This window comes from Glutamicibacter sp. AGC46 (assembly GCF_053543715.1).
The window spans coordinates 31,471-54,429 of record NZ_JBLVOJ010000012.1 but is presented as its reverse complement, the minus strand read 5'-3'; the positions used below and the strand labels follow the sequence as shown (position 1 = coordinate 54,429).

Below are 22,959 nucleotides of genomic sequence, written 5' to 3'. Positions count from 1 at the left end.
TGAACTCCGGCGGCTCCTTGGCTACAGGAACTAGTCCTGGATCAGATCGTGGCGCACGATGGTCTGATCGCGGTCCGGTCCCACGCCGATGGCGGAGATCCGGGTGCCGGAGATCTTCTCCAGGGCCAGGATGTAGTTGCGGGCGTTCTCCGGAAGCTCTTCCATGCTCTGCGCACCCGAGATGTCCTCGGTCCAGCCCGGGAAGTACTCGAAGATCGGCTTCGCGTGGTGGAACTCGGTCTGCGTCATCGGCATTTCGTCGTGGCGCACGCCGTCAACGTCGTAGGCCACGCATACCGGGATCTGCTCAATGTTGGTGAGCACATCCAGCTTGGTGACGAAGTAGTCGGTGAAGCCGTTCACGCGCGAAGCGTGGCGAGCCAGCACGGCGTCGTACCAACCGCAACGACGCGGGCGTCCGGTGTTTACGCCGAATTCGCCACCGGTCTTCTGCAGGTAGAGGCCCATGTCGTCGAACAGCTCGGTAGGGAACGGACCAGCACCCACGCGGGTGGTGTAGGCCTTGATGATGCCGATGGAGCGGGTGATGCGGGTCGGGCCGATGCCCGAACCCACGGACGCGCCACCAGCAGTCGGGTTGGAGGACGTCACGAATGGGTAGGTACCGTGGTCCACGTCCAGGAAGGTGGCCTGGCCGCCTTCCATCAGCACGACCTTGTCCTCGTCCAGAGCCTTGTTCAGCTCGTAGGTGGAGTCGATGACCAGCGGGCGCAGGCGCTCGGCGTAGGACAGGAAGTACGAGACGATTTCCTCGACCTCGACGCTGCGGCGGTTGTAGATCTTGACCAGCAGCTCGTTCTTCTGGCGCAGTGCGCCTTCGACCTTCTGGCGCAGGATCGATTCGTCGAAGACGTCCTGCACGCGGATGCCCAGGCGTCCGACCTTGTCCATGTAGGCGGGGCCGATGCCGCGGCCGGTGGTGCCGATGGCCCGCTTGCCCAGGAAGCGTTCGGTGACCTTGTCCATGGTCTGGTGGTACGGGGCCACCAGGTGGGCGTTGGCCGAAACGCGCAGCTTCGAGGTGTCGGCGCCGCGCGATTCCAGGCCGTCGATTTCTTCGAAGAGGGCTTCAAGATTCACCACGCAGCCATTGCCGATAATCGGAGTGGCGTTCGGGGAAAGGATGCCGGCAGGAAGGAGCTTGAGCTCGTACTTCTCGCCGCCTACGACCACGGTGTGCCCGGCGTTGTTGCCGCCGTTTGGCTTCACTACATAGTCGACCTTGCCACCGAGCAGGTCGGTAGCCTTTCCTTTGCCTTCATCGCCCCATTGGGCTCCGACGATCACGATTGCTGGCATGGGATCCTCCCCCTTGCTTAAAGCAGCGGTTGCGGCGTGCTTAGCGCCGTCCCGGCCCGGTGCCGGACAAAAAATATGCCCCTGTCCTGCTCACTGAAACCTGAAGGTCCGTTGCAAGAGTTAGGGGCTCTTACGACCAAAGTTTACCGAAACGATTAGCGAATCTCGAGTTGCACGTCACGATGTCGCCCACGCAGGCCATAAGCGACAACCAGAAAAGCTATTCCCGCGAAGAGCACGGCAATGGAAACAACGTACAGGGCAATGACGGGGTATCCCTGATCCGGGTCGAGGAACGGGTAAGGAACCCATCCATCGGACGCTCCGCGAATCAGCACTACCCCGGTCCAGAGCAACGGGTAAATCAGCAATAGCGGCACCGCCCGGTAGGACAGGGAAGTACGGTCCCTGGCCAAGAGCCAATCGGCCAGAACCAGCAGGGGACCGAGAATATGCATTACCCAATTCGCCCAAGGAAGCGGAACCCCGCCTGCGGCCCCTAAGGGTGCCAGCAGCGTGAGGTAGATCAGCCCGACCACGACCATGCACACGCTCGCCATGGCACGCAGGCCCACAACCCAGCGGGGCATCGAAGCACCCTTGGCTAGGCCCATCAGTCCTGCGATAAGCCCGACCAGAACCACCACCAGATTCGACTGGATGGTGAAGTAGCCAAAGAAATTCAGTGGCTGCACCGGGCCCCGTGAGGCAGTGTCGGCGTAGGTCGCCACGATAGCGCCCAGGGTGGCCAGCGCCCACAGTATCCGAGCCAGGTTGAGGAAGCGCAAGGCGGTTTGACGGGTCTTCACCCTGGAAGACTATAGCCAGCTGCTGCCTCATCCAAGGATTCATGCGTAGCTGCTCGGAGATTCCGGAACTTTGCCGGCCGTCAAAACCGCCCGGGAGAACTCTCGCGATGCAACAATTATTCCAGAACCAGCCAAGGGCTTGACCCTGACACAGTGTGAGGGCGGAGAACTGAAGCATGCTATCCATCGGGGCGTTTGCGCAGATCGGCCAGGTTACCCACCGCATGCTGCGGCACTGGGATACCGCCGGGGTGCTCAAGCCCGCCCACGTAGACCCGTGCAGCGGCTACCGTTCCTACGACCCTTCCCAGCTCCAGCGCTTGCACCAGATCGTGGCCTTGCGCGAGCTGGGTTTCGGCCTGGAAGAGGTTTCCCTGATCCTGGATCAGGGAGCCACCGCGAAAAAGATTGCTGAGCACTTGCAGAATCGTGCCGCGCAGGTCGAGGCCGAACACCGGCTGGCCACGCAGCGGCTGCAGGATGTGCAACGGCGCCTGCGCTTGATCTCAAAGGAGAATCTCATGTCACGCATTGAAATCATCCACAAGCCACTGCCCGCAGTGCGCTTGGCCGCAGGCCGCTTCACGGTGTCCGAGCAACCTGAAATCGCTGGTCGCATCGGCCCACTCTTCGACAGAATCGCGCAGTCCATTCAGGGCCAAAGCCTTGCCACGCCCATTGCGCAATACAACGGAACTGAGGATGGAGTAGAGGTCATTGCCGGATACGCCACTAACGCTCCCAACCTCGCCGATGTCGAAATCATCGAGCTCCCCGCGGTGCCCGAAGCCATCTGCGGAGTGCACCTCGGCTCCATGGACACCATCCATGAAAGCTGGCAGGCCGTGCACGAAGAAGTCCTAGCCCGCGGTTTGGTTCCGACCGGTCCGTGCCGCGAAGTCTACGTGCGTGCCATCTCCGAAGACCAAGGTGATTGGGTGACCGAACTGCAGCAGCCGGTAGGCGTTTCTCAACCCACCAGCTGATGCGGGGCCTCCAACAGGTCCCCCGCCACGCTGCGCGCGGCACCGACCAGCGCACCTGTTTGGCCCAGCGGCGAGCACAGCAGTCGAGCCTGGCCGGCGATGCTCGGCGCGTGCATCTGGAGGCTGGCTTCCATGGCAGGACGTAGCCACTGTTCCAGGGCGGCAAAGTGCCCGCCAAAGACTACCGTGGAAACGTCATACAGGCGCATGGCCGAGGCCACCGCAATTCCCAAGGATTTTCCGGCCTCGGCTACCGCGCTCAGCGCGGGTTCGGTTCCGGTTTCCAGCGCTTGGAATAGCTGGTGGATCCGCCGTTGGCGCGAGGCGCTATCGACCATCGCCCCTAGATCAGCGGCAGCCAGGATCGCTTCCTGCCCGGCAATGGTTTCCAAGCATCCACGACCGCCGCAGCTGCAGGCCCTGCCCTCGGGGGCAATCACCACATGCCCGAGTTCACCGGCGTGTCCCTGGGGACCGGCAAAAAGTTCAGCGTCGATTATCAATCCGCCGCCAATGCCCACTTCCCCCGAGACAAAGAGGAAGTCGCGGTCCTGGGCCTCCATCAATTGCTGTTGGGCCAGCGCCGAGGCGTTGGCCTCGTTGAAGAGCCTGAAGCGGGTTTTGGGTTCGGGCAGCAATGCCGCGACATCCAGTTCCTGCTCCACCCAACCGAGGTTGGGGGCCTGCAGGACGGTGTACCGCTCCTCGTTGACCAAACCAGGAACAGCCAACCCGCCGCCGAGAATCATTAGCCCTTGGGCCCGGGCGGCAGCTTGGAGCCTTTGACTCAGCTCTCCCAGCGCAGCGAGCACTTCGCTGGCTGTTGAGCTGTGGTTGGCACTGGGCAGGATTTCGTGTGCCAGCAGTTTGCCGCTGAGGTCCACCAGCCCGGCGGCTATGTAGTCAACGTTGATTTCCATGCCCATGACACAGCGTGCGGGGTTCAGGATGAGCCCCACCGAGGGCCGCCCGCGTTCCCCGTCGCGGTGCACGCCAATTTCGATAACTAGTCCGGCCGCCAGCAAATCGGCGACCAGGCTGGAGACCGAGGCCTTGGTGAGCTGGCTGAGTTGGGCGATATCGGCGCGTGATAACCGCTGGTCTTCCCCTGCGCCTGCGACCACCGATAGGACCCTGGCCAGGTTGGCTTTGCGCACGTCTCCGACGTTACCCGGGGCCGAAGAGCTTGCGGCACGGGCGCTAGACGCTGGTTGGCGCATGCCTTCTCCTTGAGAATTTTTTGGGACGAATCGTTCACTGCTCGCTATTGACTCTAGCGCATCACCACCCATATAGTTCAGGACATAAACTAAATGGCATCAGCCAACCCCCGATCCAAGGATGCATCCCATGACTCTTCAGCCAACCGCCGCCGACCGCTTCACTTTTGGACTGTGGACCGTGGGATGGACCGGTGCCGATCCCTTCGGTGTCGCCACCCGCAAGAACCTGGATCCGGTGGAAGCTGTCCACAAGCTGGCCGAGCTCGGCGCCTACGGCATCACCTTCCACGACAACGACCTGATTCCTTTTGACGCCACCGCTTCCCAGCGCGAGCAGATCCTTTCGGACTTCCGTGCAGCACTGGAGGAAACCGGGCTGAAGGTCCCGATGGTGACCACTAACCTGTTCAGCCACCCGGTGTTCAAGGATGGCGGCTTCACCTCCAACGACCGCTCGATCCGCCGCTTCGCACTGGCCAAGGTCTTGCACAACATCGACCTGGCAGCCGAGATGGGCGCCGAAACCTTCGTCATGTGGGGCGGCCGCGAGGGCTCCGAATACGATGGTTCCAAGGACCTGGCAGCAGCACTGGACCGCATGGGCGAAGGCGTGGACACCGCGGCCGGCTACATCAAGGACAAGGGCTACAACCTGCGCATCGCGCTGGAGCCGAAGCCAAACGAACCACGCGGCGACATCTTCCTGCCCACCGTTGGCCACGGCCTGGCTTTCATCGAGAAGCTGGAACACGGCGACATCGTTGGCCTGAACCCGGAAACCGGCCACGAGCAGATGGCTGGCCTGAACTTCACCCATGGCATCGCCCAGGCGCTGTGGGCAGGCAAGCTCTTCCACATCGACCTCAACGGCCAGCGCGGCATCAAGTACGACCAGGACCTCGTCTTCGGCCACGGCGATCTGACCAGCGCCTTCTTCACCGTTGACCTGCTGGAGAACGGCTTCCCAACCGGCGGACCCAAGTACGATGGCCCCCGCCACTTCGACTACAAGCCATCGCGCACCGACGGCTACGATGGCGTCTGGGACTCGGCCAAGGCCAACATGTCCATGTACCTGATGCTCAAGGAACGCGCACAGGCATTCCGCGCAGATCCAGAAGTACAGGAAGCCATGAAGCTTTCCGGTGTCTTCGAACTTGGCGAAACCACCCTGAACGCTGGCGAAACCGCAGCACAGCTGATGAACGATGCGGCAAGCTTCGCCGACTTCGACGCCAACGCCGCGGCGCAGCGCAACTTCGCGTTCATCCGCCTGAACCAGCTGGCTATCGAGCACCTGCTCAACGCCCGCTAAACCCCGCATACCCACCCCACCGAAGGAAGCAGCCCGAACAATGACGCTCGTTGCCGGCATCGACTCGTCCACCCAATCATGCAAGGTGGTCATCCGCGACGCCGCAACCGGCGCATTGATCCGCTCCGGACGTGCCTCGCACCCTGAGGGCACCGAAGTGGATCCAGAGTTCTGGTTCACTGCGATGCAGGCTGCTATCGCCCAGGCCGGCGGCCTGGATGATGTAGCCGCAGTTTCGGTGGGTGGGCAGCAGCACGGCATGGTGGTGCTCGATGAATCGGGCACCGTCATCCGTCCGGCGCTGCTGTGGAATGACACCCGCAGCGCCCAGTCCGCCGCCGACATCATTTCCGATGCCGGTGACGGCGATATGGAAGCCGGCGCCAAGTACTGGGCACAGCGCACCGGCACCCTCCCGGTCTCGTCGATCACGCTGACCAAGCTGCGCTGGCTGAAGGACAACGAACCGGAAAACGCCGCCAAGGTCGCCGCCGTCTGCTTGCCGCACGACTGGCTGTCCTGGCGACTGGCCGGTTACGGTCCGGGCAGCGGCGCCGAAGGCTTGGCCGCCCTGCGCACCGATCGCTCCGATGCCTCGGGCACCGGATACTACCGTCCGGCCGAAAACGCCTACGACCTCGAGGCGCTGGAGCAGCACCTGGGCCACGCCCCGCTGCTGCCAGCCGTTGCAGGGCCCCTGGAATCCATTGGCCGCACCGCGTCTGGCGCATTGATCGGTGCCGGCGCGGGCGATAACGCCGCAGCCGGATTGGGCGTAGGCGCCAAGGTGGGCGATGCGGTGATGTCCCTGGGCACCTCCGGCACCGTCTTCGCGGTTGCCGATTCCCCCTCGGCAGATGCTTCCGGCCTAGTGGCAGGCTTCGCCGACGCTACCGGCAACTACCTGCCGTTGGTATGCACCCTGAACGCCACCCGCATCTTCGACGCCACTGCCAGCCTGTTGCAGGCCAGCCTCGAAGAATTCAATGACCTGGCGCTGTCCGCCGCCCCGGGCTGCGACGGCCTGGCCTTGCTGCCCTACTTCGACGGCGAGCGCACCCCTAACCTGCCAGAGGCCACCGGCTCGTTGCATGGCATTACCCGAGCTAACTACACCGCCGCGAATCTGGCCCGCAGCGCGGTGGAAGCGGTAGTTTGCTCGCTGGCCGACGGCCTGCGCGCACTGGAAGCGCAAGGTGTCCAAGCCCAGCGTGTCATCCTGGTCGGCGGTGGCGCGCAGTCCCGCGCGGTCCAGCAGATCGCCTCACAGATCCTGGGCTTGCCAATCCTGGTCCCCGCCCCGGGCGAATACGTGGCCGATGGAGCCGCCCGCCAGGCGGCCGGCGTCCTGGCCGGAGAATTCCCCCACTGGGCACAGGGCACTGCCCAAGTCCCGGCGATGGAACCGGCCCCGCAGGTACTGGAACGCTACCGCGCACTGGTTTCCAGCCAGTGGCTCGACAAGTAGGGAATAGCCGTGGAACTGCGCAACAGGGAACTGAACTGGGCCGGAAATCTTGAATACCGGGCCAAAGAACTGCTCTACCCCACCAGCCTTGAACAGTTGCGGAACCTGGTGCGTGCTGCAAAATCCGTGAAGGTCTTGGGTTCGCGCCATTCATTCAATGACATCGCCGATACACAGGAGCTGATGATCTCTCTGGCCAAGATGCCAGAAGCCATCGAGATTGATGAGCTGGCCATGGCCGTGCGCGTCAGCGCCGGCACCGCCTACGGCGCCCTGGCTGATGCACTGCAACGCGCCGGCTATGCCCTGCACAATCTCGCCTCCCTGCCGCATATTTCGGTTGCCGGGGCAGTATCCACGGGAACCCACGGTTCCGGCGAAACCCATGGCAACCTCGCCACCGCCGTGCGCGCGGTGGAACTGGTGCTGGCCGATGGCTCGCAGCTGAGCGTGAAGCGCGGCGGCGAGGATTTCAATGGCATCGTGGTCGGCCTGGGTGCGCTGGGCGTGCTGACCCACCTCACCTTGGATATCGTGCCCAGCTTCGAGGTGGAGCAGACCGTCTACCAGGACCTGTCCTGGGACAAGGTGCTCGAGGACTTCGACACCATTCAGGCTTCGGCCTACAGCGTCAGCCTGTTCACTGACTGGAGCGGCGAGCAGGTAGGCCAGGCCTGGCTCAAGCGCCGCGTTGGCGACGCGCTGGCAGAGCATATTGACCAGGGCCGATTCGGCGGGTTCCCGGCGACCGCTGCGCTGCACCCGCTGCCCGGCGCCGACGGCGGGATCTGCAGCATCCAGTTGGGCCAGGCCGGTGCATGGTCGGATCGCTTGGCGCATTTCCGCATGGACTTCACCCCCAGTGCCGGCGATGAATTGCAGACCGAATACCTGGTTCCGCGCGAGCACGCAGTCGAAGCGATCCAGGCTGTCCGCAGGCTTTCTCCCGCCATCACTCCCCTGCTGCTGGTCTCGGAAGTGCGCACCATTGCCGCCGATGACCTGTGGCTCAGTGGAAACTACGGCCGTGACGGCATTGCCTTGCACTTCACATGGAAGCCCCAGCAGGAGGCAGTCGAGGCGCTCCTTCCACGGATCGAGGAAGCATTGGTACCTTTTGCGGCACGTCCGCATTGGGGCAAGCTCTTCGCAGCCACCGGCGCGCAGCTGGCCGGGCTGTATCCGAAGTTCAACGACTTCATTGCATTGGCGCAGCGCCTGGATCCGTCCGGCAAGTTCCGCAACGACTTCCTGGACCGCACGGTGTTTGGAGCCTGAACGCGCACAGGCGTTGCGACTAGACTTGTCACCATGGCATTGACTCAGTTAACGGTCGTGGACACCGCGGTCGGCATCCTGCAACAGTTCGGGTTGGCTGATTTGTCGATGCGCCGATTGGCCAAGGAACTCGATGTCCAGGTCGGTGCGCTCTACTGGCATGTGAAGAACAAGCAGGAGCTGCTGGCGCAGGTTGCCGCCCAGCTGCTGAACACCCCTGCGCTGTCGGTGGATGCCGAGGACTACAATTCCCCATCCGAGGCAATCCTGCAGCTGGCGCGCAAACTCTACCTCGCGTTGCTGCCGATCCAGGACAGCCCCGAGGTCATCGAAGTCGCCACCGCAATGCAGGCCACCGGGCTCCAGCCGGTGCTGCAGCTTCGCACCCTGCTGGAAGCAGCAGGGCTGCCTGCCGAAAATGCCCGCCATGGACAGCAGCTGCTGCTGAACCACGTGCTCGGCTCGGTCGCCTACCGCCAGAACCTCGTGCAGCTCGATGTCGATGCACCCCTGGCTGACGGCTTCGACTGGGGCCTGCAGCGGGCCGTTGCCGGCCTCATCGGCTAGCGCCTCGCGCCGGGGCGTCCTCAACCAAACTTGCCAGGTAGTCCTTCGCTTCCTGCACCGAGTCGACAAGCAGCCAGGCTGCTTTGCACTGGATCTCCAGTTACGCGAACTCGGCCAAGGCCATATCAGCCACCCAACGCGCAATCACTGGCGTGCCGCACATCCGAGCGGCGGCGATCCGTTGCTGCGCGAAATCCTGGTACGGTTGGGCGTCCTGCGCGCCAGGTCGTGGAGCACTGCCAAGGCAACAGCTCCTGCAGAACGCCGTTGCTCGATCGCATCATGCATCAATCCTTGTTCACGGCTCCCTCCTGGAACCGCTGGCATGTGCTTGCGGCCGGACGCAGGCGGTTCTTTCCGCCATGGGTTTTGCGCCTTCGAGGGATCCTGATGCGCCGGAGGCAAGGCCAGGGGGATGAATTTCCATTCTGCTCTTCGAGCTGGTCGTATCGTTCCCGCGCTTGTCCGATGCCGGGCATATGTTTCACTGTCCGGCACAGGAGCGCATCGATCGGTGCGCGCATGGTCGTGCCTATCGGCGCAACGCGGCACTCGACTGCTACCGGACTAGCCGCCACTGGGCAGACCGGCCGCTGGCTGCCGGTCCGAAAGGCTGCTGAGCTAGCTCAGCTTGCCGCCGGATGCTTCCAGATAGCAGGCAGCGCACAGCGACTCGTACCAGACCTCTTCACCGTCGATGGCGACCTGGTCTCCGTCAAAAACAATGTGGTCACCTGATCTGCGGGTATTGAACATGGCCTTGCGCCCGCAACGGCAGATGGTCTTCAGCTCTTCAAGCGAGTGCGCCAGTTCCATCAAGCGTGCCGACCCCGGGAAGGCGCGGGTGCGGAAGTCGGTACGGATACCGTAGGCGAGCACCGGGACATCATCGAGCACGGCGATGCGCAGCAGATCATCGACCTGGGTGCGGGAGAGGAATTGCACCTCGTCGACCAGCAGGCAGGCTACCGGCGGCGCATCCACATGCGGCAGCAAGGCATCAGGGTCATCGCCGAGGCAATGGGCCGCGAACTTCTCGCGGAGGTTCTCTTCCGGCCCCACGCTGAAGTCGACTTCCCGTTCAATTCCCAGGCGGGAAACGATTGATTTCTCGCCCTTGGTGTCGACTCCCGGCTTGGCCAGCAGGATACGCTGGCCGCGTTCTTCGTAGTTGAAGGCAGCCTGCAGCAAGCTCGTGGATTTGCCCGAGTTCATCGCTCCGTAGCGGAAATACAGCTTGGCCACCATTGCTCCTCGAAAGTTGCGGTGCCTGCCAACTGGCAGGCCCTTTAAGATCTTAGTGCCCGCGCCGCGGATCGCCAGCGAACCGGCGCCGCGGACGATTGCCCTGCTATCTCACCGCAGGCTGTTTCTTGCCGGCGAAAACCAGCCTGTAGAGCACCGACATCACGATGACGAAGGGAACACCGAAGATCAGGGTGTACTTGAATTCCGGCACGAAGAACGAGGTCACCAGCAGGCCGGCGAGCAGTACCGAGCCGAGAATCGACGCGGCCGGGTAGCCTGGCAGCTTGTACTCCAGGACGGCCCGGTCCAGGCGCACCTGGCGGCGGAAGGACACGTGGGTCACCAGGATCATGAACCACGTCGCCAGGGCACCGAAGGTAGCCAGCGACATCATGATGCCGAAGCCTCCCTCCGGAACCAGCGCGTAGACCAGTGCTGCCACGGCGATGCCTCCGGCAGACATCCACACCGCGTGGATAGGAGCGCCCGCGCTGTTGGTCCGGTGTGCCAGGCGCGGCGCGTGCCCGGAATCAGCCAGCGAATGCAGCATGCGGGTTGCCGCATAGAGCTGGGCATTCATGGCCGAGAGCGCGGCAATGATGAGCACGAAGTTCAGTACCGAATCGGCGAACGGGATACCCATCTGGGACATCACAGTGACAAATGGCGATCCGCCGGCCAGCAGTTCGCTGGTGGGCGCCACCGCGAGGATCAGGGCCATGGTGAACACGTAGAAGAGCAGCAAGCGCAGGAAGGAGACCTTGAAGGCCTTGCGTACGGCAATCTTGGGGTTCTTTGCTTCTGCGGCGGCAATGGAGATCGCCTCGATACCCATGTAGGAGAAGATCGCCACGATGACAGCGGTCCACATGCCGAACAGGCCATTGGAGAAGAAGCCGCCTTCGGCCGAGTAGTTATGGAACCCGTATTGGTCGCTGGGGTCGTGGAACACCAGCCAGAGGGCAATGATGATGAACGCGACCACCGCGAAGACCTTGATCGCGGAGAACCAGTATTCGGTGGTTCCGAAGATCTTCACGCTGGAGAAGTTCACGCCCAAAAGCGCGGCCGAGAAGACAAGGACCCAAACCAGCCCTGGAATCTCGGGGAACCAGTACTGCATGTACTCGCCTACCGCGCTGACTTCGGTGCCCACGGCGAAGATCAGCGCAGACCAGTACAGGTACTTGGTCAGGTACCCGGCGAAACGTCCAAGATAGCGTTCGGCGTAGACCCCGAAGGAACCGGCCACCGGCTGCTTGACGGTCATTTCCGCCAATGCGCCCATGACCAGCACGGCGACGACCCCGCCAATGAGGTAGCTGATGATCACCGAGGGACCGGCCATGGCGATGGCGAGCTTGCTGCCCGCGAAAAGACCGGTGCCGATGGCACTGCCCAGCGCGATCATGGACATCTGCCCAGGAGTCAGCGACTTCTTCAAACCCGAACCGACTTCAGTGGCGCGTACCGGCTGCTTGCCCAACGATGCTCCCTTTAGACCTATGCGAACAGCACGGCATCGAAAATGCCGTGCTGCTGTTAAGGTTACTCTCGCGCAGATTCGCCGGCTTCGGCGCACCAAGACCCGAAAGCGGCGGAATTTGCGTTATGTCACGGCATTACGCACGGCGTACTCTTCGCGCTGCCAGGCATTGGTGTGCAGAATTTCACGCAGTTTCTCCACGGCATCCCAGATATCGGTACGCGTCAGGTACAGCGGGGTGATGCCAAAGCGCAGGACTTCGGGTTCGCGGTAGTCCCCGATAACGCCCTGGTCAATGAGCGCAGCGATGATTTCGTACCCATGCTCATGGCGGAAGCTGACGTGGCTGCCGCGAGCAGCATGTTCGCGTGGAGTCACCAGTTCCAGGCCGTAGCCGGCGCAGCGGGTTTCAACCAGCTCGATGAACAGGTCCACCAGCTCCAGCGAGTTGGCGCGCACCTTGTCCATGTCCGCTTCCAGCGCGATATCCAGACCGACCTCGATCATGGCCAGTGAAGTAACCGGCTGGGTACCGCACATGAAGCGGCGAATGTCATTTGCTGGCGTGTAGCTGTCAGCCATCTCGAAGGGCGATTTGTGCGACCACCAGCCGGACAGCGGCTGCCAGAAACGTTCATGGTGGCGGGCATTGACCCAGATGAAAGCCGGAGAACCCGGACCGCCGTTGAGGTACTTGTAGGTGCAGCCCACGGCGTAGTCGGCATCTGCGGCATTCAGGTCAATCGGTACTGCACCTGCGGCATGGGCCAGATCCCAGACCACCAGGGCTCCGGAGCCGTGGATGGCTGCAGTGGTCTCGCCCATGTCCCACATCGATCCGGTGCGGTAGTTCACATGCGACAGAGCCACCACGGCGACAGTTTCGTCCAGTGCAGCGCGCAGCGAGGACTCTCCATCGATGAGCTTCACCTCATAGGCCACACCGGTTTCCTGCGAGAGCGAGTTGACCAGGTCGGCCAACCCCTCGGCGATATAGATGTCCGTGGGGAAATTGTCTCGTTCGGTGAGAATCACCCGGCGCTGCGGGGCATCGGCCTTCTGCGTGCGCAGTGCCGAGGCCAAGGCCTTGAACAGATTCAGCGTGGTGGTATCGGTGATCGCAGTCTCGCTGGGGTTCGCGCCCAGCAACCGCCCCAGCTTGTCGCCGAGCTTCAGCGGCATCTCGAACCAGCCGGCGGTGTTCCAGGAACGGATCAGGCCCTGGCCCCATTCTTCGCTCACCACCTGGGCGGCGCGTTCGGCTGCACCCTTCGGCAACGCGCCCAATGAGTTGCCATCGAGGTAGATGACGCCTTCCGGGAGGTTGAAGCGGTCGCCAAAGGCCACCAGCGGGTCTGCCGCGTCCAATTGGGCAAGGGACTCTCGGGTCAGTTCCGTGGTCATTGGATCTCCTGTTCGGCCAAGATCAAAGCGGGAGGACTTCCGTTCTCCATGGTGTATCCATCGTAGAATCTAGTTCGGTATAGTGCGACCAGATCCAAACTTTCCCAAAGAATTGAGTTGATTAACCGTGGCAGGTTCATTATGGACGGTTCAAGGCGATGCCATGCCGAATCCTGTTCGCGTCGACGAAACGGATCTGTCCATTCTCACCGAGCTGAGCAAGGATGCTCGAATTGCCAACAACGTCTTGGCTGCCACAGTCGGCTTGGCGCCATCGACCTGCTTGGGCCGGGTGAAAGCACTCTCCAAGGCGGGGGTGATCACCGGTTACCATGCCGCGATCAATGAGCGTCTTCTTGGTGTTGCCGTCAACGCCATGATCTCTATTGTGGTCTCGTCCACAGCCCGAGACCGCTTGCTCTCCTCGGCGCATCAGCTCAAAGAGCTCGCCGAGGTCAAGGAAGTCTTCGTTCTTGGCGGCTCGCCGGATTTGCTGGTTCGGGTGGCTACCCGAAGCATCGAAGACCTACGGGCATTCGTGGCCGCGCACTTGGGCTCCAACCGCGCGTTCTCATCCACCCAGACGGTAATTATCTTCGAGCACCTGGCTTAGCCGAGACAGGCTTTTTGTCATCTAACGGCGTCTCTCATCTATATCTCATTTATTTCAGCCACAATGAAAAACATGGGAAAGGAAGCTTTGCGCCGCGTCTTTGCGACAATCGCTGTCATCGCAGTCGTGTTTCTTGGCGCTTTCGGAATCAGCCAAGCCTTGGAAGGTCCGGCGGACCAGGACCTCGGGGAAGGGTTCATCTTCGAAGAAGCAACTCCGTCTCCGACGAGCGGCACCCCCAACAGCCCCTCCTCCTCGCCTTCTGCCCCAGCGACTGGATCCCAAAAGCCGTCTTCCAGCTCGAGCACCTCCGCCAAGCCGAAAACCTCGGAAAAGCCTAAGCCTAGCGCTACCCCGACACCGAAGCCCAAGCCGAAACCTCCAGCACCGGCACCGCCAAAGAAGACCGTCGTTCCGCTGCCTCCTTCGGGCACCCAGTACGACGATGATGACGACGACGATGACGATTACGACGACTACGACGATGACGACGATGACGACGACGATGACTAGAGCGCCAGAACGCCGCTGGTCCATCCGAGCACGGGTCCTGACCGGCATGATGCTCCTGGTAGGCCTGGCCCTGCTGACAGCGGGTACCGCGAGCTTTGCGGTTCAACGCCACGAACTGAATGAACGCCTCGACGAGTCATTGACCCGCACCGTCAAGGAATTCGAAGTTCTCACCGATACTGGTGTCGATCCGCGAACCATGGAACGCTTCAAGCACGCCGAAGACTTGCTGTATATCGCAATGCAACGCACCCTGCCCTCCCCGAAGCAGGGCATGCTCTCCCTGGTTGGTGACGAGGTGCGTTGGACCGCACCGGATATCGTCAACACCCGACTGGAAGATGATCCGGAATTCCTCGAATGGGCCAGAAGCGTCCAGGACGCCAACCATATCCGCTTGGGAACTGTCGACACGGACATCACGACCTACCGCGCCGTCGTTGTTCCGGTTAGCCTCCCTGCAGACCACGAGCATGGCGCCTTCGTGCTGGCCTATGACTACTCTGCCGAGGCCATCGCCAACGACCGCAACTTCATGATCTATGGTGCCGTCGGCGCCTCGGTCATGCTCGTGGCCGCACTGGCCGCCTGGCTTGTGGTTGGACGAATGCTCGACCCGATTCGCCGCCTGCAAACTACCGCGCAGCAGATCTCGGAGACCGACGTATCCCAGCGCATTGAAGTTTCCGGAAACGACGAATTCGCTGAACTGACGGTCACAGTCAACGAAATGCTGGATCGCCTTGAAGGTGCGCTCAGCTCCCAACGCCAGCTGCTTGATGATGTCGGGCACGAACTGCGCACGCCGGTGACTATCATCAACGGGCATCTGGAACTGATGGATCCCAACGATCCGGACGACGTTGCCCAGAGCCGCGATATCGCCATGGACGAGCTCGGGCGCATGTCCTTGCTCATCAATGACCTAGTCACCCTGGCAAAGTCCAACCGCACGGATTTTCTCCAGGTGGAGCCGGCAGAAGTCGGCAAGCTGCTTGACGACATCCTCGACAAGGCCCGCGGCCTGGGGCCTCGCCAGTGGCGCGTGGACTACCGCACCGAGGCCACCGTGGCTCTCGACCCGGTCCGGACCACCCAAGCCATGCTGCAGCTCTGCGCCAACGCGGTGAAGTTCTCTGCTGCGGATAGCCGTATCGGCTTGGGCAACGAGATCGTGCGCGATGGGCATGGCAACACCACCTTGCGCTGGTGGGTATCCGATGCGGGCGTGGGCATCCAGGCTGAAGATCTTGAACGTATTTTCGAGCGCTTTGGACGGGGCCAGAACTCTGTTCGTTCTTCCGGGTCCGGCCTGGGGCTGAACATCGTGCAGGCCATAGCGGAGACCCACGGCGGACGCGTGTGGGTGAACTCGGAACATGGCAAGGGTTCGACGTTCTACATTGACATGCCGTTGACGACTGGAAGCAAGGAAGCATGAGCCAGATACTGATCATTGAAGATGAACCGCGAATCAGTTCGTTCGTAGCCAAGGGGCTGCGTGCTGCGGGACTGACCTCATCCATCGCAGAAACCGGGCATGATGGCTTCACCCAGGCCATTGACGGTGACCATGAGCTGATCATCCTCGACCTCGGCCTGCCGGATGAAGACGGCTTCTCGGTATTGCGGCGTCTGCGCGCCGCGCAGATCGATACTCCGGTGATCATCCTGACCGCACGCGGCAGCGTGGAAGACACGGTAGCCGGCCTGCAGAACGGTGCCGATGACTACATGGCCAAGCCATTCCACTTCGATGAGTTGCTGGCGCGGGTGCGCTTGCGCCTGCGCGCCGAGGACAACGCACCCGAGGTTTCCTCACTGGCCCACGAAGACCTGAACATGGACCTGCTGCGCCGCCGGGTGACGGTCAATGAGCGCGAAGTCGACCTTTCCGCGCGTGAATTCGCGCTGGCCGAAGCCTTCTTGCGCAACCCCGGCCAAGTGCTCAGCCGCGAGCAGTTGCTTTCCCGGGTCTGGGGCTATGATTTCGATCCAGGGTCCAACGTGGTGGATGTGTATGTCCGCTACCTGCGCAACAAGCTCGGCTCGGAACGTTTTGAGACGGTACGCGGATTCGGCTACCGACTCGCCTCCGAGCGCTAGCCGAATCCTGCACGGAATCTAGCGCAACGTCGGGTCCGGAACGAAGCTCTGCTGGAGCAAACGGCTCCAGCGATTGGCCGGCAGCTGCGGGTTCAGCAGTGCAATGCCGATGCAATACTTGGACATCGATACCTCTCGGATGCCCAGCTCGGCCAAGGCCTGGTCCGACGCGCCCCGGCCATCAGCGGACTTGGTCTCCACGACAACCAGGTCCGGTCCGTCAACCCTCGAATCGCCGTTGGCGTATTCCAGTTCCACGTCGCAGGTCAGCCGTTCGCCATCGATGGGGTTCACGAAAGTTGCACGCCGGTAGGCACTGTCCAGCACAGGTTGCAGTTGGGGCACGTCCTGCCCGTACTCGCTGCGCAGGACCGATTCCAGGAACTCGAGATTCTCTTCGGTCAGCTCGCCGGCGCTGTCCAGATCCTGCTCGACGCGGTGCTTCACCGTCGAGCCGCGAAGCCCCTTGGTCTTGATCTCGAACATCGACAGCCCGGTGTCAGCATAAGTGCGCGAGCGCACCTTGTATCGCCGTCGCCGCCCCTGGCGGTGGGCGCGGTACTGGTCGTAGTCCTCGGTATCGAAATACACCGATTCGTAGCGGAAGGTGCGCAGGCCATCGATCTGCATGATCTTGAATTGATCGCCCAAGCGCTCGGATAATGCCGTGAACTCCTCTGGGGCCAGCAGGAACTTCTTGTCGACTCGGGTCTGCAGCGCGGCTTCGGAAATCACGTCTTCGAGACTGATCGGTTCCCGGCCGATGACGGCTTCTTCGAGAGCGGCTCGCGCCTGGGAGACGACGAGGTCCGCTCCCTTGTCCGCATATGTCGTCATCAGTACCACGTCTCCTGCTTGGCTCCGTTCTGCGCTGCCGGTACAGACTGGCTGTTCGCCAATTCATAAGTGCCGGAGAAGGTCTCGGATGCGCTGGCCTTAGCAGTGGACTTGCCTCCGGCCATGTTGGTGCGGAAGCGGACATCAACGATGGTCAGATCGCGAACCATATCCAGCTCGACAACTACTGTTCGCAGCACCTTGGCATCCAGCAGTTCTTCCAATGCAGCCTGCAGATCCGCCTTCTTCGGGTAGGCACGTTCCAGGGTCACAGTCTGGCGCTCGGTGCGCGGAGCGAAGCTCGGGTGATCCGCCAGGAACATGACTAGCACGAGGGCTGCGGTGGCCGACGGAGCCAACCATGCCGGATCCGGGTGCAGGCCGTTGACCAAACCAATGGCCAGCGAAATGAAGTAGTAGGCGACTTCTTCCTGGGTCAGCGTGTCTGAGCGAAGGCGAATGATTGAGAGGATGCCGAAGAGCCCCAGCCCCAGCCCCATGCCTGCGCCGCTGCCTGAAAGCAGCAAGGTGACCGCGAAGATTCCCATGCTCAAGGCGATATATGCGAGCACGAGGTCGCGGCGGAAGTGGCGGCGGAAGTATACGAAGTACACCAGAACCGTAATGCCGATGACGTTTGAGGCTAGTCCCGTCCAGAATGACAACATTGCTATCCCTTTCAAAAGTGTGAAGTGATGATCCCTTCTTTATGAACTTTAGGTGAAATAAATGAGTCTAAAAGTAGAACATCATGAGAACGCCCTCATGTTACTGAATAGGTCTTGACTTGCATGTTTGCCTTCTGCTGACGGAGAGGGTGCCGTCTGGCTGGTTCTACTCAGCTTCCGCGCACCCGAGTTCTCTTATTTCTTGAGCATGCCCTCGAAGCGTTAAACAGCTAACGGCGGCTATTCTCTTTGCGAGAATAGCCGCCGTTAGCGGTTGGAGTATCGCTTACTTGCCAGCTTCGATTTCAGCCTTGGCCGTCGAATCCGAATCGTTCAGGAACTTGCCGATGCGGTCGACTTCTTCAGTCTCGCCGATGGCTGCGGCCGCACGGCCCAGCGCATAGAGCGAGCGAAGGAAGCCGCGGTTTGGCTCATGGCGCCAAGGCACAGGGCCCTGTCCGCGCCAGCCGGCTTTGCGCAGCGAGTCCAAGCCTCGGTGGTAGCCAACTCGTGCGAACGCGTACGACTCCACTACGCGGCCCTCACTGTGCGCTTCGTTGGCAAGCAGCGCCCAAACCAGTGACGAGGCAGGGAATTTTGCCGCCAAGTCCGTGGCTTCATCACCGGCTTCATAGCGTGCCAGCACTTCGGTTTCTTCCGGAAGCAGGGTTTCCGGGATACCCAGCAGGTTTTCTCCGACCATGGTTACTTCAGCGACTTTCCGGCCGAGCCTAGCTGCTGGGCAGCTTCAACGATGCGGGCAGCCATGGACTCTTCAGCCTTGGCACCCCACACGCGTGGGTCGTAGGTCTTCTTGTTGCCAACTTCGCCGTCAACCTTCAGCACACCGTCATAGTTGGCAAGCATGTGGCCAGCTACCGGGCGGGTGAAGGCGTACTGGGTGTCAGTGTCGATGTTCATCTTGATCACGCCATAGGCAACTGCGTCAGCAATTTCCTGCTCAGAAGAGCCCGATCCGCCGTGGAATACCAGGTCGAATGGGTTCGCCTTGCCAATCTTGGCGCCAACCTGGGCCTGGATATCCTTCAGGATCTCTGGGCGCAGCTTTACGTTGCCTGGCTTGTAAACGCCGTGGACGTTGCCGAAGGTCAGCGCGGTGATGTAGCGGCCCTTTTCTCCAGCGCCCAAAGCCTCGATGGTAGCCAGGGCATCGTCGACGGTGCTGTACAGCTTGTCGTTGATCGCGTTTTCCACGCCGTCTTCCTCGCCGCCAACGGCACCGATTTCAACTTCGAGGATCTGCTTGGCGGCTGCGGTACGCGGCAGCAATTCTGCGGCAATGCGCAGATTCTCTTCAAGGGTTTCAGCCGAACCGTCCCACATGTGGGAGTTGAAGAATGGATCGCGGCCTGCAGCGACTTCAGCCTCCGAAGCGGCAAGCAGCGGCAACACGAAACCGTCCAGCTTGTCCGCTGGGCAGTGGTCGGTGTGCAACGCGATGTTCACGCCGTAGTTCTTGGCAACCTGGCGGGCGAAGGCTGCGAAGCCCAGCGAGCCGGTAACCATATCCTTGATGGATGCACCAGACCAGTATGCGGCGCCGCCGGTGGAGACCTGGATGATGCCGTCGGATTCAGCCTCTGCGAAGCCGCGAATTGCGGCGTTCAGAGTCTGCGAGCTGGTCACGTTCACTGCTGGGAAGGCGTAGCCGCCTGCCTTGGCAGCATCGATCATTGCATTGTACTTATCGGGGGTTGCGATAGGCATGCTTCACTCCTGGTGATTAGCGAGGTTACGCGTCTCCATTGACGGCGGTTCGCCATCCATCCTATCGGCTATGTCACTAACTAAGCCCTAAATCTCGTATCGTGACACGGGGAATTCCGCGGTTGACCGCAAAGCAAACGGCCAACCCAGATGAGAGCTCGTCTCATTACGGTTGGCCGCTGGCTTTTTACGTTCTCTATTTGGTTGTTGCGCTTACAGAGGTGCTTCCCGACGGAGCTAGCTGTGTCTTGGTCGTGGTGCTGGGCACTGATGCAGAGCTCTTGGAAGCCTCCGGAGTTTCGGTTCCGGTCGAGCTCGACTTCGACGAATCCGTCTTTGGCGCAGGATCTGACTTCGTTGGAGTGTCCGTAACGATTTCTTCAGAATCCGTTGGCTCTGGAGCTGGAGCCTCCATCTCATCAGTGGCATCCGGATCTTCGGGTCCGTCCGTAGCGCTTGGACTCTTCGTAGCGTCTGGACTCTTCGATTCGTCAGGGCTCTTGGAACTATCTGGGCTCTTCGAGCTATCAGGGCTCTTCGAACCGTCCGGGCTCTGTGAACCATCTGGAGACTGCGAACCGCTCGGACTTTCACTCTCGCTCGGCGACGGGCGCTGCGACTCCGATGGGCTTGGCTTCGGCCGTGGAATGCTTGGAGTGTCATCCTCGGGGACAATGACGTCTGGATCCGGGCCGCTTGGAGCCCGATCAGGAACGCGGGAGCCGTTGCCCTTGGGAGCACTGCCCGCATTGACTGTCAGCCGCTGCGAATTAATCATCGCCTGGCGCTGGCCCGGAATGGTTGGCAGGTAGTTGCGCGGATCATGCCAACGGCCGTCGATGATGACCTCGAAGTGCACGTGGCAACCGGTCGAGTTGCCGGTAGTGCCAGCCAGGGCGATCAGTTCACCCTGCTCGACTCGCTGCCCCACCTTGGCAATCAACTTCGAATTGTGGCTGTAGCCAGTCTGGACATTGCTGCCGTGGTCGATAGTCACGCGCATGCCGGAGTGCCCAGCCCATGCCGATACGGTCACCGTTCCAGCTTCAGAAGCGTAGACCGGCGAGCCGCAGGAAATAGGGTAGTCCTGGCCAATGTGGATCTGGTTGCCAGGACCGGTAGGGTTGGCACGCCAGCCATAAGGGCTGGAAATACTGCGGGTCTTGACCGGGTGCATCAGTTGCAGGTCGCCAGGCAATTTGCCGAGCTCGCCGACCATGCCCGCAAGCAGAGCTGAGGATTCGTTGTCATTGCCGGACGCTTCTGAGCCCGCGTCAGCGCCATCAAGCATTCCAACGGGACGGCCGTCAATAGCCAGCTCCTTGCCGGAACCGCCAAATGAGTTCAGCGGCGCATCTGCACTGACGTAGACCGGTCCGTTGAACATTGATGGATCTGCCACAGCATCGATGCCTACAGGGATATCGCCCTGCCTGGAGTCACCGGCCTGAGCCATGATCGGGATCGCCAAGGCTCCCGTCAGTCCGAGCGCGGCGACGATAGAAGTGGACCATATAACCAATGGCCTTCTGCGTCGAGGCAGCCCGGGCAACAGCAAGTCACGGTTTACTTGATGACGTCGTTTCACGACCGCCCTCTCCCAGATCACGTTTTCATAACTAAAACCCAGAGTAGGCGGAAAATGATAACTAATCCAGATGCTCGACTAAACTCGTCAGTATTAAATTTCTTGTTAACCTACTTTTTGCCCAAACACGTGCCTGCGTACCCACGCATGCATGGCAATCCCGGCTGCGGATGCCGCATTGATTGAACGAGTCGAGCCGAACTGCTCGATGGACAAGGTGTCCTTGGCCGCAGCGTGGACTTCCGGGCTGAGGCCCGGACCTTCCTGCCCGAAGACCAGCACGCAGTCCTTCGGCAGGTCGTAGGTTTCCAGTGGAACGGAGTCCGGGAAGATATCGATTCCCAGAATCGTCAACCCCTCGCCTTCAGCCCAGGCAACGAACTCCTCCACCGTTGCATGGTGGCGTACGTGCTGGTAACGATCAGTAACCATGGCGCCTCGTCGATTCCAGCGGCGACGGCCGATGATATGGACTTCTTTGGCTAGGAAGGCGTTTGCGCTGCGTACCACGGTGCCGATGTTCATATCGTGCTGCCAGTTTTCAATCGCGATATGGAAATCGTGGCGGCGTTCGTCAAGATCAGCAATGATGGCGTCCATCATCCAGTAGCGGTACTTGTCCGCGACGTTGCGCCGGTCGCCCTCGGCAAGCAGCTGGGGATCGTATTTTCCGTCGGTTGGCAGTTCCCCCTCCCAGGGGCCCACTCCGATCACATGCTGCGCGCTCGGGTCATTAACTGGTTCATGCGTTTCTTCGTTCACAGTATTAAGCCTAGTTCGTTATGTTCGTGCCCTTGTTCACGGTGCATTTGCGTGCGCCTGTGTAATCTCTTAATAGAACGGGATACTTTCAGTGCCGATAGCTCCCACCACATATTTCCCTAGGGAGGATCCACGCCTCGTGACAACTTCAATCCGCGGTACGCGAACTGTCCACGACATCAAATGCTGGCTCACGGACATGGACGGCGTATTGGTTCACGAGAACCAGGCCATCAAGGGCGCCGCCGAGATGCTGAGCTACTGGCGCGACAACAACCTGCGCTTCCTGGTCCTGACCAATAACTCCATCTACACCCCGCGCGATCTGCGTGCCCGCCTATTGGCCTCGGGCCTGGACGTCCCGGAGGAAAACATCTGGACCTCCGCGATGGCCACTGCAGAGTTCCTGGCTCGCCAGCGCCCCGGCGGCCGCACTTTCGTCATTGGCGAAGCCGGTTTGACCACTGCACTGCATGATGCGGGGTTCATCATGACCGACCAGAACCCTGACTACGTCGTGCTGGGCGAAACCCGCACCTACTCTTTCGAAGCCATCACCAAGGCCATCCGCCTGATCGAAGGCGGGGCGAAGTTCATCGCTACCAACCCGGACGCTACCGGGCCGTCCACCGAAGGCATTATGCCAGCCACCGGTGCGATCGCGGCCTTGATCTCGCGTGCAACTAACCGCGAGCCATACGTGGTGGGCAAGCCGAACCCAATGATGTTCCGTTCTGCCCTGAACCGAATCGATGCGCACTCGGAAACCACCGCAATGATCGGCGACCGCATGGACACCGATATCGTTGCGGGCATGGAAGCCGGACTGCTGACCGCATTGGTCTACACCGGCATCACCGCCCGCGAGGACATGGACACTTTCCCGTTCCGCCCGGACCTGCAGTTCCCATCCGTGGCGAATCTGCACGCGGAACTCGCCAAGGGTGCCGCTGCAGCGGAAGCGCCTGCAGCCAAGAAGTAGCAGCTAGCGGATTCAGCAAGGCCGGGCTTTTGCCCGGCCTTGCTGCGTTGACGCAAGA

At 61.3% G+C, this 22,959-nt stretch carries 22 protein-coding genes; 10 read left to right on the top strand and 12 right to left on the bottom strand.

From position 1 onward, the window contains the following. Positions 1 to 30: 30 nt before the first annotated feature. Together ACNPM8_RS08455 and ACNPM8_RS08450 are read right to left on the bottom strand one after the other, a co-directional pair. Positions 31 to 1,320: an adenylosuccinate synthase gene (locus ACNPM8_RS08455; protein ID WP_388024618.1), complete on the bottom strand. Its 1,290-nt coding sequence runs from the start codon at positions 1,318 to 1,320 to the stop codon at positions 31 to 33. Between the two features lie 155 nt (positions 1,321 to 1,475). Continuing rightward, a complete protein-coding gene (locus ACNPM8_RS08450) occupies positions 1,476 to 2,129 on the bottom strand; it encodes a Pr6Pr family membrane protein (RefSeq protein ID WP_105657920.1) in 654 nt (217 codons plus the stop codon). A 176-nt stretch (positions 2,130 to 2,305) separates the two neighbouring features. Here ACNPM8_RS08450 and ACNPM8_RS08445 point away from each other — a divergent pair, with 176 nt between their 5' ends. Further along, entirely contained in the window at positions 2,306 to 3,115 is an 810-nt protein-coding gene (locus tag ACNPM8_RS08445; protein WP_400343170.1) for a MerR family transcriptional regulator, read from the top strand. Here ACNPM8_RS08445 and ACNPM8_RS08440 read toward each other — a convergent pair. Then, a complete protein-coding gene (locus ACNPM8_RS08440) occupies positions 3,100 to 4,335 on the bottom strand; it encodes an ROK family transcriptional regulator (RefSeq protein WP_448939646.1) in 1,236 nt (411 codons plus the stop codon). The two genes, ACNPM8_RS08445 and ACNPM8_RS08440, sit on opposite strands and share 16 nt — an antisense overlap. A gap of 130 nt (positions 4,336 to 4,465) precedes the next feature. On the opposite strand from ACNPM8_RS08440, the gene xylA reads away from it, so the two are divergent. Genes xylA through ACNPM8_RS08420 form a run of 4 tightly spaced genes read left to right on the top strand, consistent with a single transcriptional unit; the run spans position 4,466 to position 8,966 of the window. Next, complete coding sequence (gene xylA, locus ACNPM8_RS08435; protein ID WP_448939645.1) at positions 4,466 to 5,653, top strand: xylose isomerase; 1,188 nt, start codon at positions 4,466 to 4,468, stop codon at positions 5,651 to 5,653. Positions 5,654 to 5,693: 40 nt separating this feature from the next. Then, positions 5,694 to 7,121: a xylulokinase gene (xylB, locus tag ACNPM8_RS08430; RefSeq protein ID WP_448939644.1), complete on the top strand. Its 1,428-nt coding sequence runs from the start codon at positions 5,694 to 5,696 to the stop codon at positions 7,119 to 7,121. Between the two features lie 9 nt (positions 7,122 to 7,130). Further along, positions 7,131 to 8,399 (top strand): FAD-binding protein, encoded by a 1,269-nt coding sequence (locus tag ACNPM8_RS08425; protein WP_448939643.1) that lies wholly within the window; start codon positions 7,131 to 7,133, stop codon positions 8,397 to 8,399. A 33-nt stretch (positions 8,400 to 8,432) separates the two neighbouring features. Beyond that, positions 8,433 to 8,966 carry a TetR/AcrR family transcriptional regulator gene (locus ACNPM8_RS08420; RefSeq protein WP_448939642.1) on the top strand — a complete coding sequence of 178 codons (534 nt, stop codon included), beginning with the start codon at positions 8,433 to 8,435 and terminating at the stop codon, positions 8,964 to 8,966. Between the two features lie 621 nt (positions 8,967 to 9,587). On the opposite strand, the gene ACNPM8_RS08415 is transcribed toward ACNPM8_RS08420, so the two are convergent. The 3 genes from ACNPM8_RS08415 to kynU form a co-directional block, all read right to left on the bottom strand. Next, the gene (locus ACNPM8_RS08415; protein WP_105658007.1) at positions 9,588 to 10,211 is read right to left on the bottom strand and encodes a thymidine kinase; all 624 of its coding nucleotides are present in this window, start codon (positions 10,209 to 10,211) and stop codon (positions 9,588 to 9,590) included. 106 nt (positions 10,212 to 10,317) lie between these two features. Beyond that, complete coding sequence (locus tag ACNPM8_RS08410; protein WP_448939641.1) at positions 10,318 to 11,700, bottom strand: amino acid permease; 1,383 nt, start codon at positions 11,698 to 11,700, stop codon at positions 10,318 to 10,320. 123 nt (positions 11,701 to 11,823) lie between these two features. After that, a complete protein-coding gene (kynU, locus tag ACNPM8_RS08405; RefSeq protein ID WP_448939640.1) occupies positions 11,824 to 13,104 on the bottom strand; it encodes a kynureninase in 1,281 nt (426 codons plus the stop codon). Positions 13,105 to 13,267: 163 nt separating this feature from the next. Here kynU and ACNPM8_RS08400 point away from each other — a divergent pair, with 163 nt between their 5' ends. The 4 genes from ACNPM8_RS08400 (at position 13,268) to ACNPM8_RS08385 (ending at position 16,336) form a co-directional block, all read left to right on the top strand. After that, positions 13,268 to 13,717: an Lrp/AsnC family transcriptional regulator gene (locus ACNPM8_RS08400; RefSeq protein ID WP_332489393.1), complete on the top strand. Its 450-nt coding sequence runs from the start codon at positions 13,268 to 13,270 to the stop codon at positions 13,715 to 13,717. A 72-nt stretch (positions 13,718 to 13,789) separates the two neighbouring features. Continuing rightward, entirely contained in the window at positions 13,790 to 14,230 is a 441-nt protein-coding gene (locus tag ACNPM8_RS08395; RefSeq protein WP_332504260.1) for a hypothetical protein, read from the top strand. Beyond that, a complete protein-coding gene (locus ACNPM8_RS08390; protein WP_434692682.1) occupies positions 14,223 to 15,671 on the top strand; it encodes an ATP-binding protein in 1,449 nt (482 codons plus the stop codon). Before ACNPM8_RS08395 ends, ACNPM8_RS08390 begins: the two co-directional genes overlap by 8 nt. Continuing rightward, positions 15,668 to 16,336: a response regulator transcription factor gene (locus tag ACNPM8_RS08385; RefSeq protein WP_105657909.1), complete on the top strand. Its 669-nt coding sequence runs from the start codon at positions 15,668 to 15,670 to the stop codon at positions 16,334 to 16,336. Before ACNPM8_RS08390 ends, ACNPM8_RS08385 begins: the two co-directional genes overlap by 4 nt. A gap of 18 nt (positions 16,337 to 16,354) precedes the next feature. Here ACNPM8_RS08385 and ACNPM8_RS08380 read toward each other — a convergent pair whose 3' ends face one another. From ACNPM8_RS08380 to ACNPM8_RS08355, 6 genes are all read right to left on the bottom strand, one after another. Next, entirely contained in the window at positions 16,355 to 17,173 is an 819-nt protein-coding gene (locus ACNPM8_RS08380) for a polyphosphate polymerase domain-containing protein (protein WP_448939639.1), read from the bottom strand. After that, the gene (locus ACNPM8_RS08375) at positions 17,173 to 17,841 is read right to left on the bottom strand and encodes a DUF4956 domain-containing protein (protein WP_448939638.1); all 669 of its coding nucleotides are present in this window, start codon (positions 17,839 to 17,841) and stop codon (positions 17,173 to 17,175) included. Before ACNPM8_RS08375 ends, ACNPM8_RS08380 begins: the two co-directional genes overlap by 1 nt. A gap of 286 nt (positions 17,842 to 18,127) precedes the next feature. Then, positions 18,128 to 18,544 carry a DUF3151 domain-containing protein gene (locus ACNPM8_RS08370; protein WP_448939637.1) on the bottom strand — a complete coding sequence of 139 codons (417 nt, stop codon included), beginning with the start codon at positions 18,542 to 18,544 and terminating at the stop codon, positions 18,128 to 18,130. Positions 18,545 to 18,546: 2 nt separating this feature from the next. Then, the gene (gene fbaA, locus ACNPM8_RS08365; RefSeq protein ID WP_448939636.1) at positions 18,547 to 19,569 is read right to left on the bottom strand and encodes a class II fructose-bisphosphate aldolase; all 1,023 of its coding nucleotides are present in this window, start codon (positions 19,567 to 19,569) and stop codon (positions 18,547 to 18,549) included. 196 nt (positions 19,570 to 19,765) lie between these two features. Further along, positions 19,766 to 21,157: a peptidoglycan DD-metalloendopeptidase family protein gene (locus tag ACNPM8_RS08360; protein WP_448939635.1), complete on the bottom strand. Its 1,392-nt coding sequence runs from the start codon at positions 21,155 to 21,157 to the stop codon at positions 19,766 to 19,768. A 105-nt stretch (positions 21,158 to 21,262) separates the two neighbouring features. Then, positions 21,263 to 21,919, bottom strand: coding sequence for a TrmH family RNA methyltransferase (locus ACNPM8_RS08355; protein ID WP_448939634.1), 657 nt, complete (start codon positions 21,917 to 21,919; stop codon positions 21,263 to 21,265). A 139-nt stretch (positions 21,920 to 22,058) separates the two neighbouring features. On the opposite strand from ACNPM8_RS08355, the gene ACNPM8_RS08350 reads away from it, so the two are divergent. Next, complete coding sequence (locus ACNPM8_RS08350; RefSeq protein WP_105657902.1) at positions 22,059 to 22,901, top strand: HAD-IIA family hydrolase; 843 nt, start codon at positions 22,059 to 22,061, stop codon at positions 22,899 to 22,901. The last annotated feature ends 58 nt before the right edge of the window (positions 22,902 to 22,959 follow it).

What these genes read in the sequence shown, in the direction of transcription:
- ACNPM8_RS08455 (WP_388024618.1), bottom strand. Translation starts at nt 1,320, where the DNA reads ATGCCAGCAATCGTGATCGTCGGAGCCCAATGGGGCGATGAAGGCAAA.
- ACNPM8_RS08445 (WP_400343170.1), top strand. Translation starts at nt 2,306, where the DNA reads ATGCTATCCATCGGGGCGTTTGCGCAGATCGGCCAGGTTACCCACCGC.
- ACNPM8_RS08440 (WP_448939646.1), bottom strand. Translation starts at nt 4,335, where the DNA reads ATGCGCCAACCAGCGTCTAGCGCCCGTGCCGCAAGCTCTTCGGCCCCG.
- xylA (WP_448939645.1), top strand. Translation starts at nt 4,466, where the DNA reads ATGACTCTTCAGCCAACCGCCGCCGACCGCTTCACTTTTGGACTGTGG.
- xylB (WP_448939644.1), top strand. Translation starts at nt 5,694, where the DNA reads ATGACGCTCGTTGCCGGCATCGACTCGTCCACCCAATCATGCAAGGTG.
- ACNPM8_RS08420 (WP_448939642.1), top strand. Translation starts at nt 8,433, where the DNA reads ATGGCATTGACTCAGTTAACGGTCGTGGACACCGCGGTCGGCATCCTG.
- kynU (WP_448939640.1), bottom strand. Translation starts at nt 13,104, where the DNA reads ATGACCACGGAACTGACCCGAGAGTCCCTTGCCCAATTGGACGCGGCA.
- ACNPM8_RS08400 (WP_332489393.1), top strand. Translation starts at nt 13,268, where the DNA reads ATGCCGAATCCTGTTCGCGTCGACGAAACGGATCTGTCCATTCTCACC.
- ACNPM8_RS08395 (WP_332504260.1), top strand. Translation starts at nt 13,790, where the DNA reads ATGGGAAAGGAAGCTTTGCGCCGCGTCTTTGCGACAATCGCTGTCATC.
- ACNPM8_RS08390 (WP_434692682.1), top strand. Translation starts at nt 14,223, where the DNA reads ATGACTAGAGCGCCAGAACGCCGCTGGTCCATCCGAGCACGGGTCCTG.
- ACNPM8_RS08385 (WP_105657909.1), top strand. Translation starts at nt 15,668, where the DNA reads ATGAGCCAGATACTGATCATTGAAGATGAACCGCGAATCAGTTCGTTC.
- ACNPM8_RS08380 (WP_448939639.1), bottom strand. Translation starts at nt 17,173, where the DNA reads ATGACGACATATGCGGACAAGGGAGCGGACCTCGTCGTCTCCCAGGCG.
- ACNPM8_RS08375 (WP_448939638.1), bottom strand. Translation starts at nt 17,841, where the DNA reads ATGTTGTCATTCTGGACGGGACTAGCCTCAAACGTCATCGGCATTACG.
- ACNPM8_RS08370 (WP_448939637.1), bottom strand. Translation starts at nt 18,544, where the DNA reads ATGGTCGGAGAAAACCTGCTGGGTATCCCGGAAACCCTGCTTCCGGAA.
- fbaA (WP_448939636.1), bottom strand. Translation starts at nt 19,569, where the DNA reads ATGCCTATCGCAACCCCCGATAAGTACAATGCAATGATCGATGCTGCC.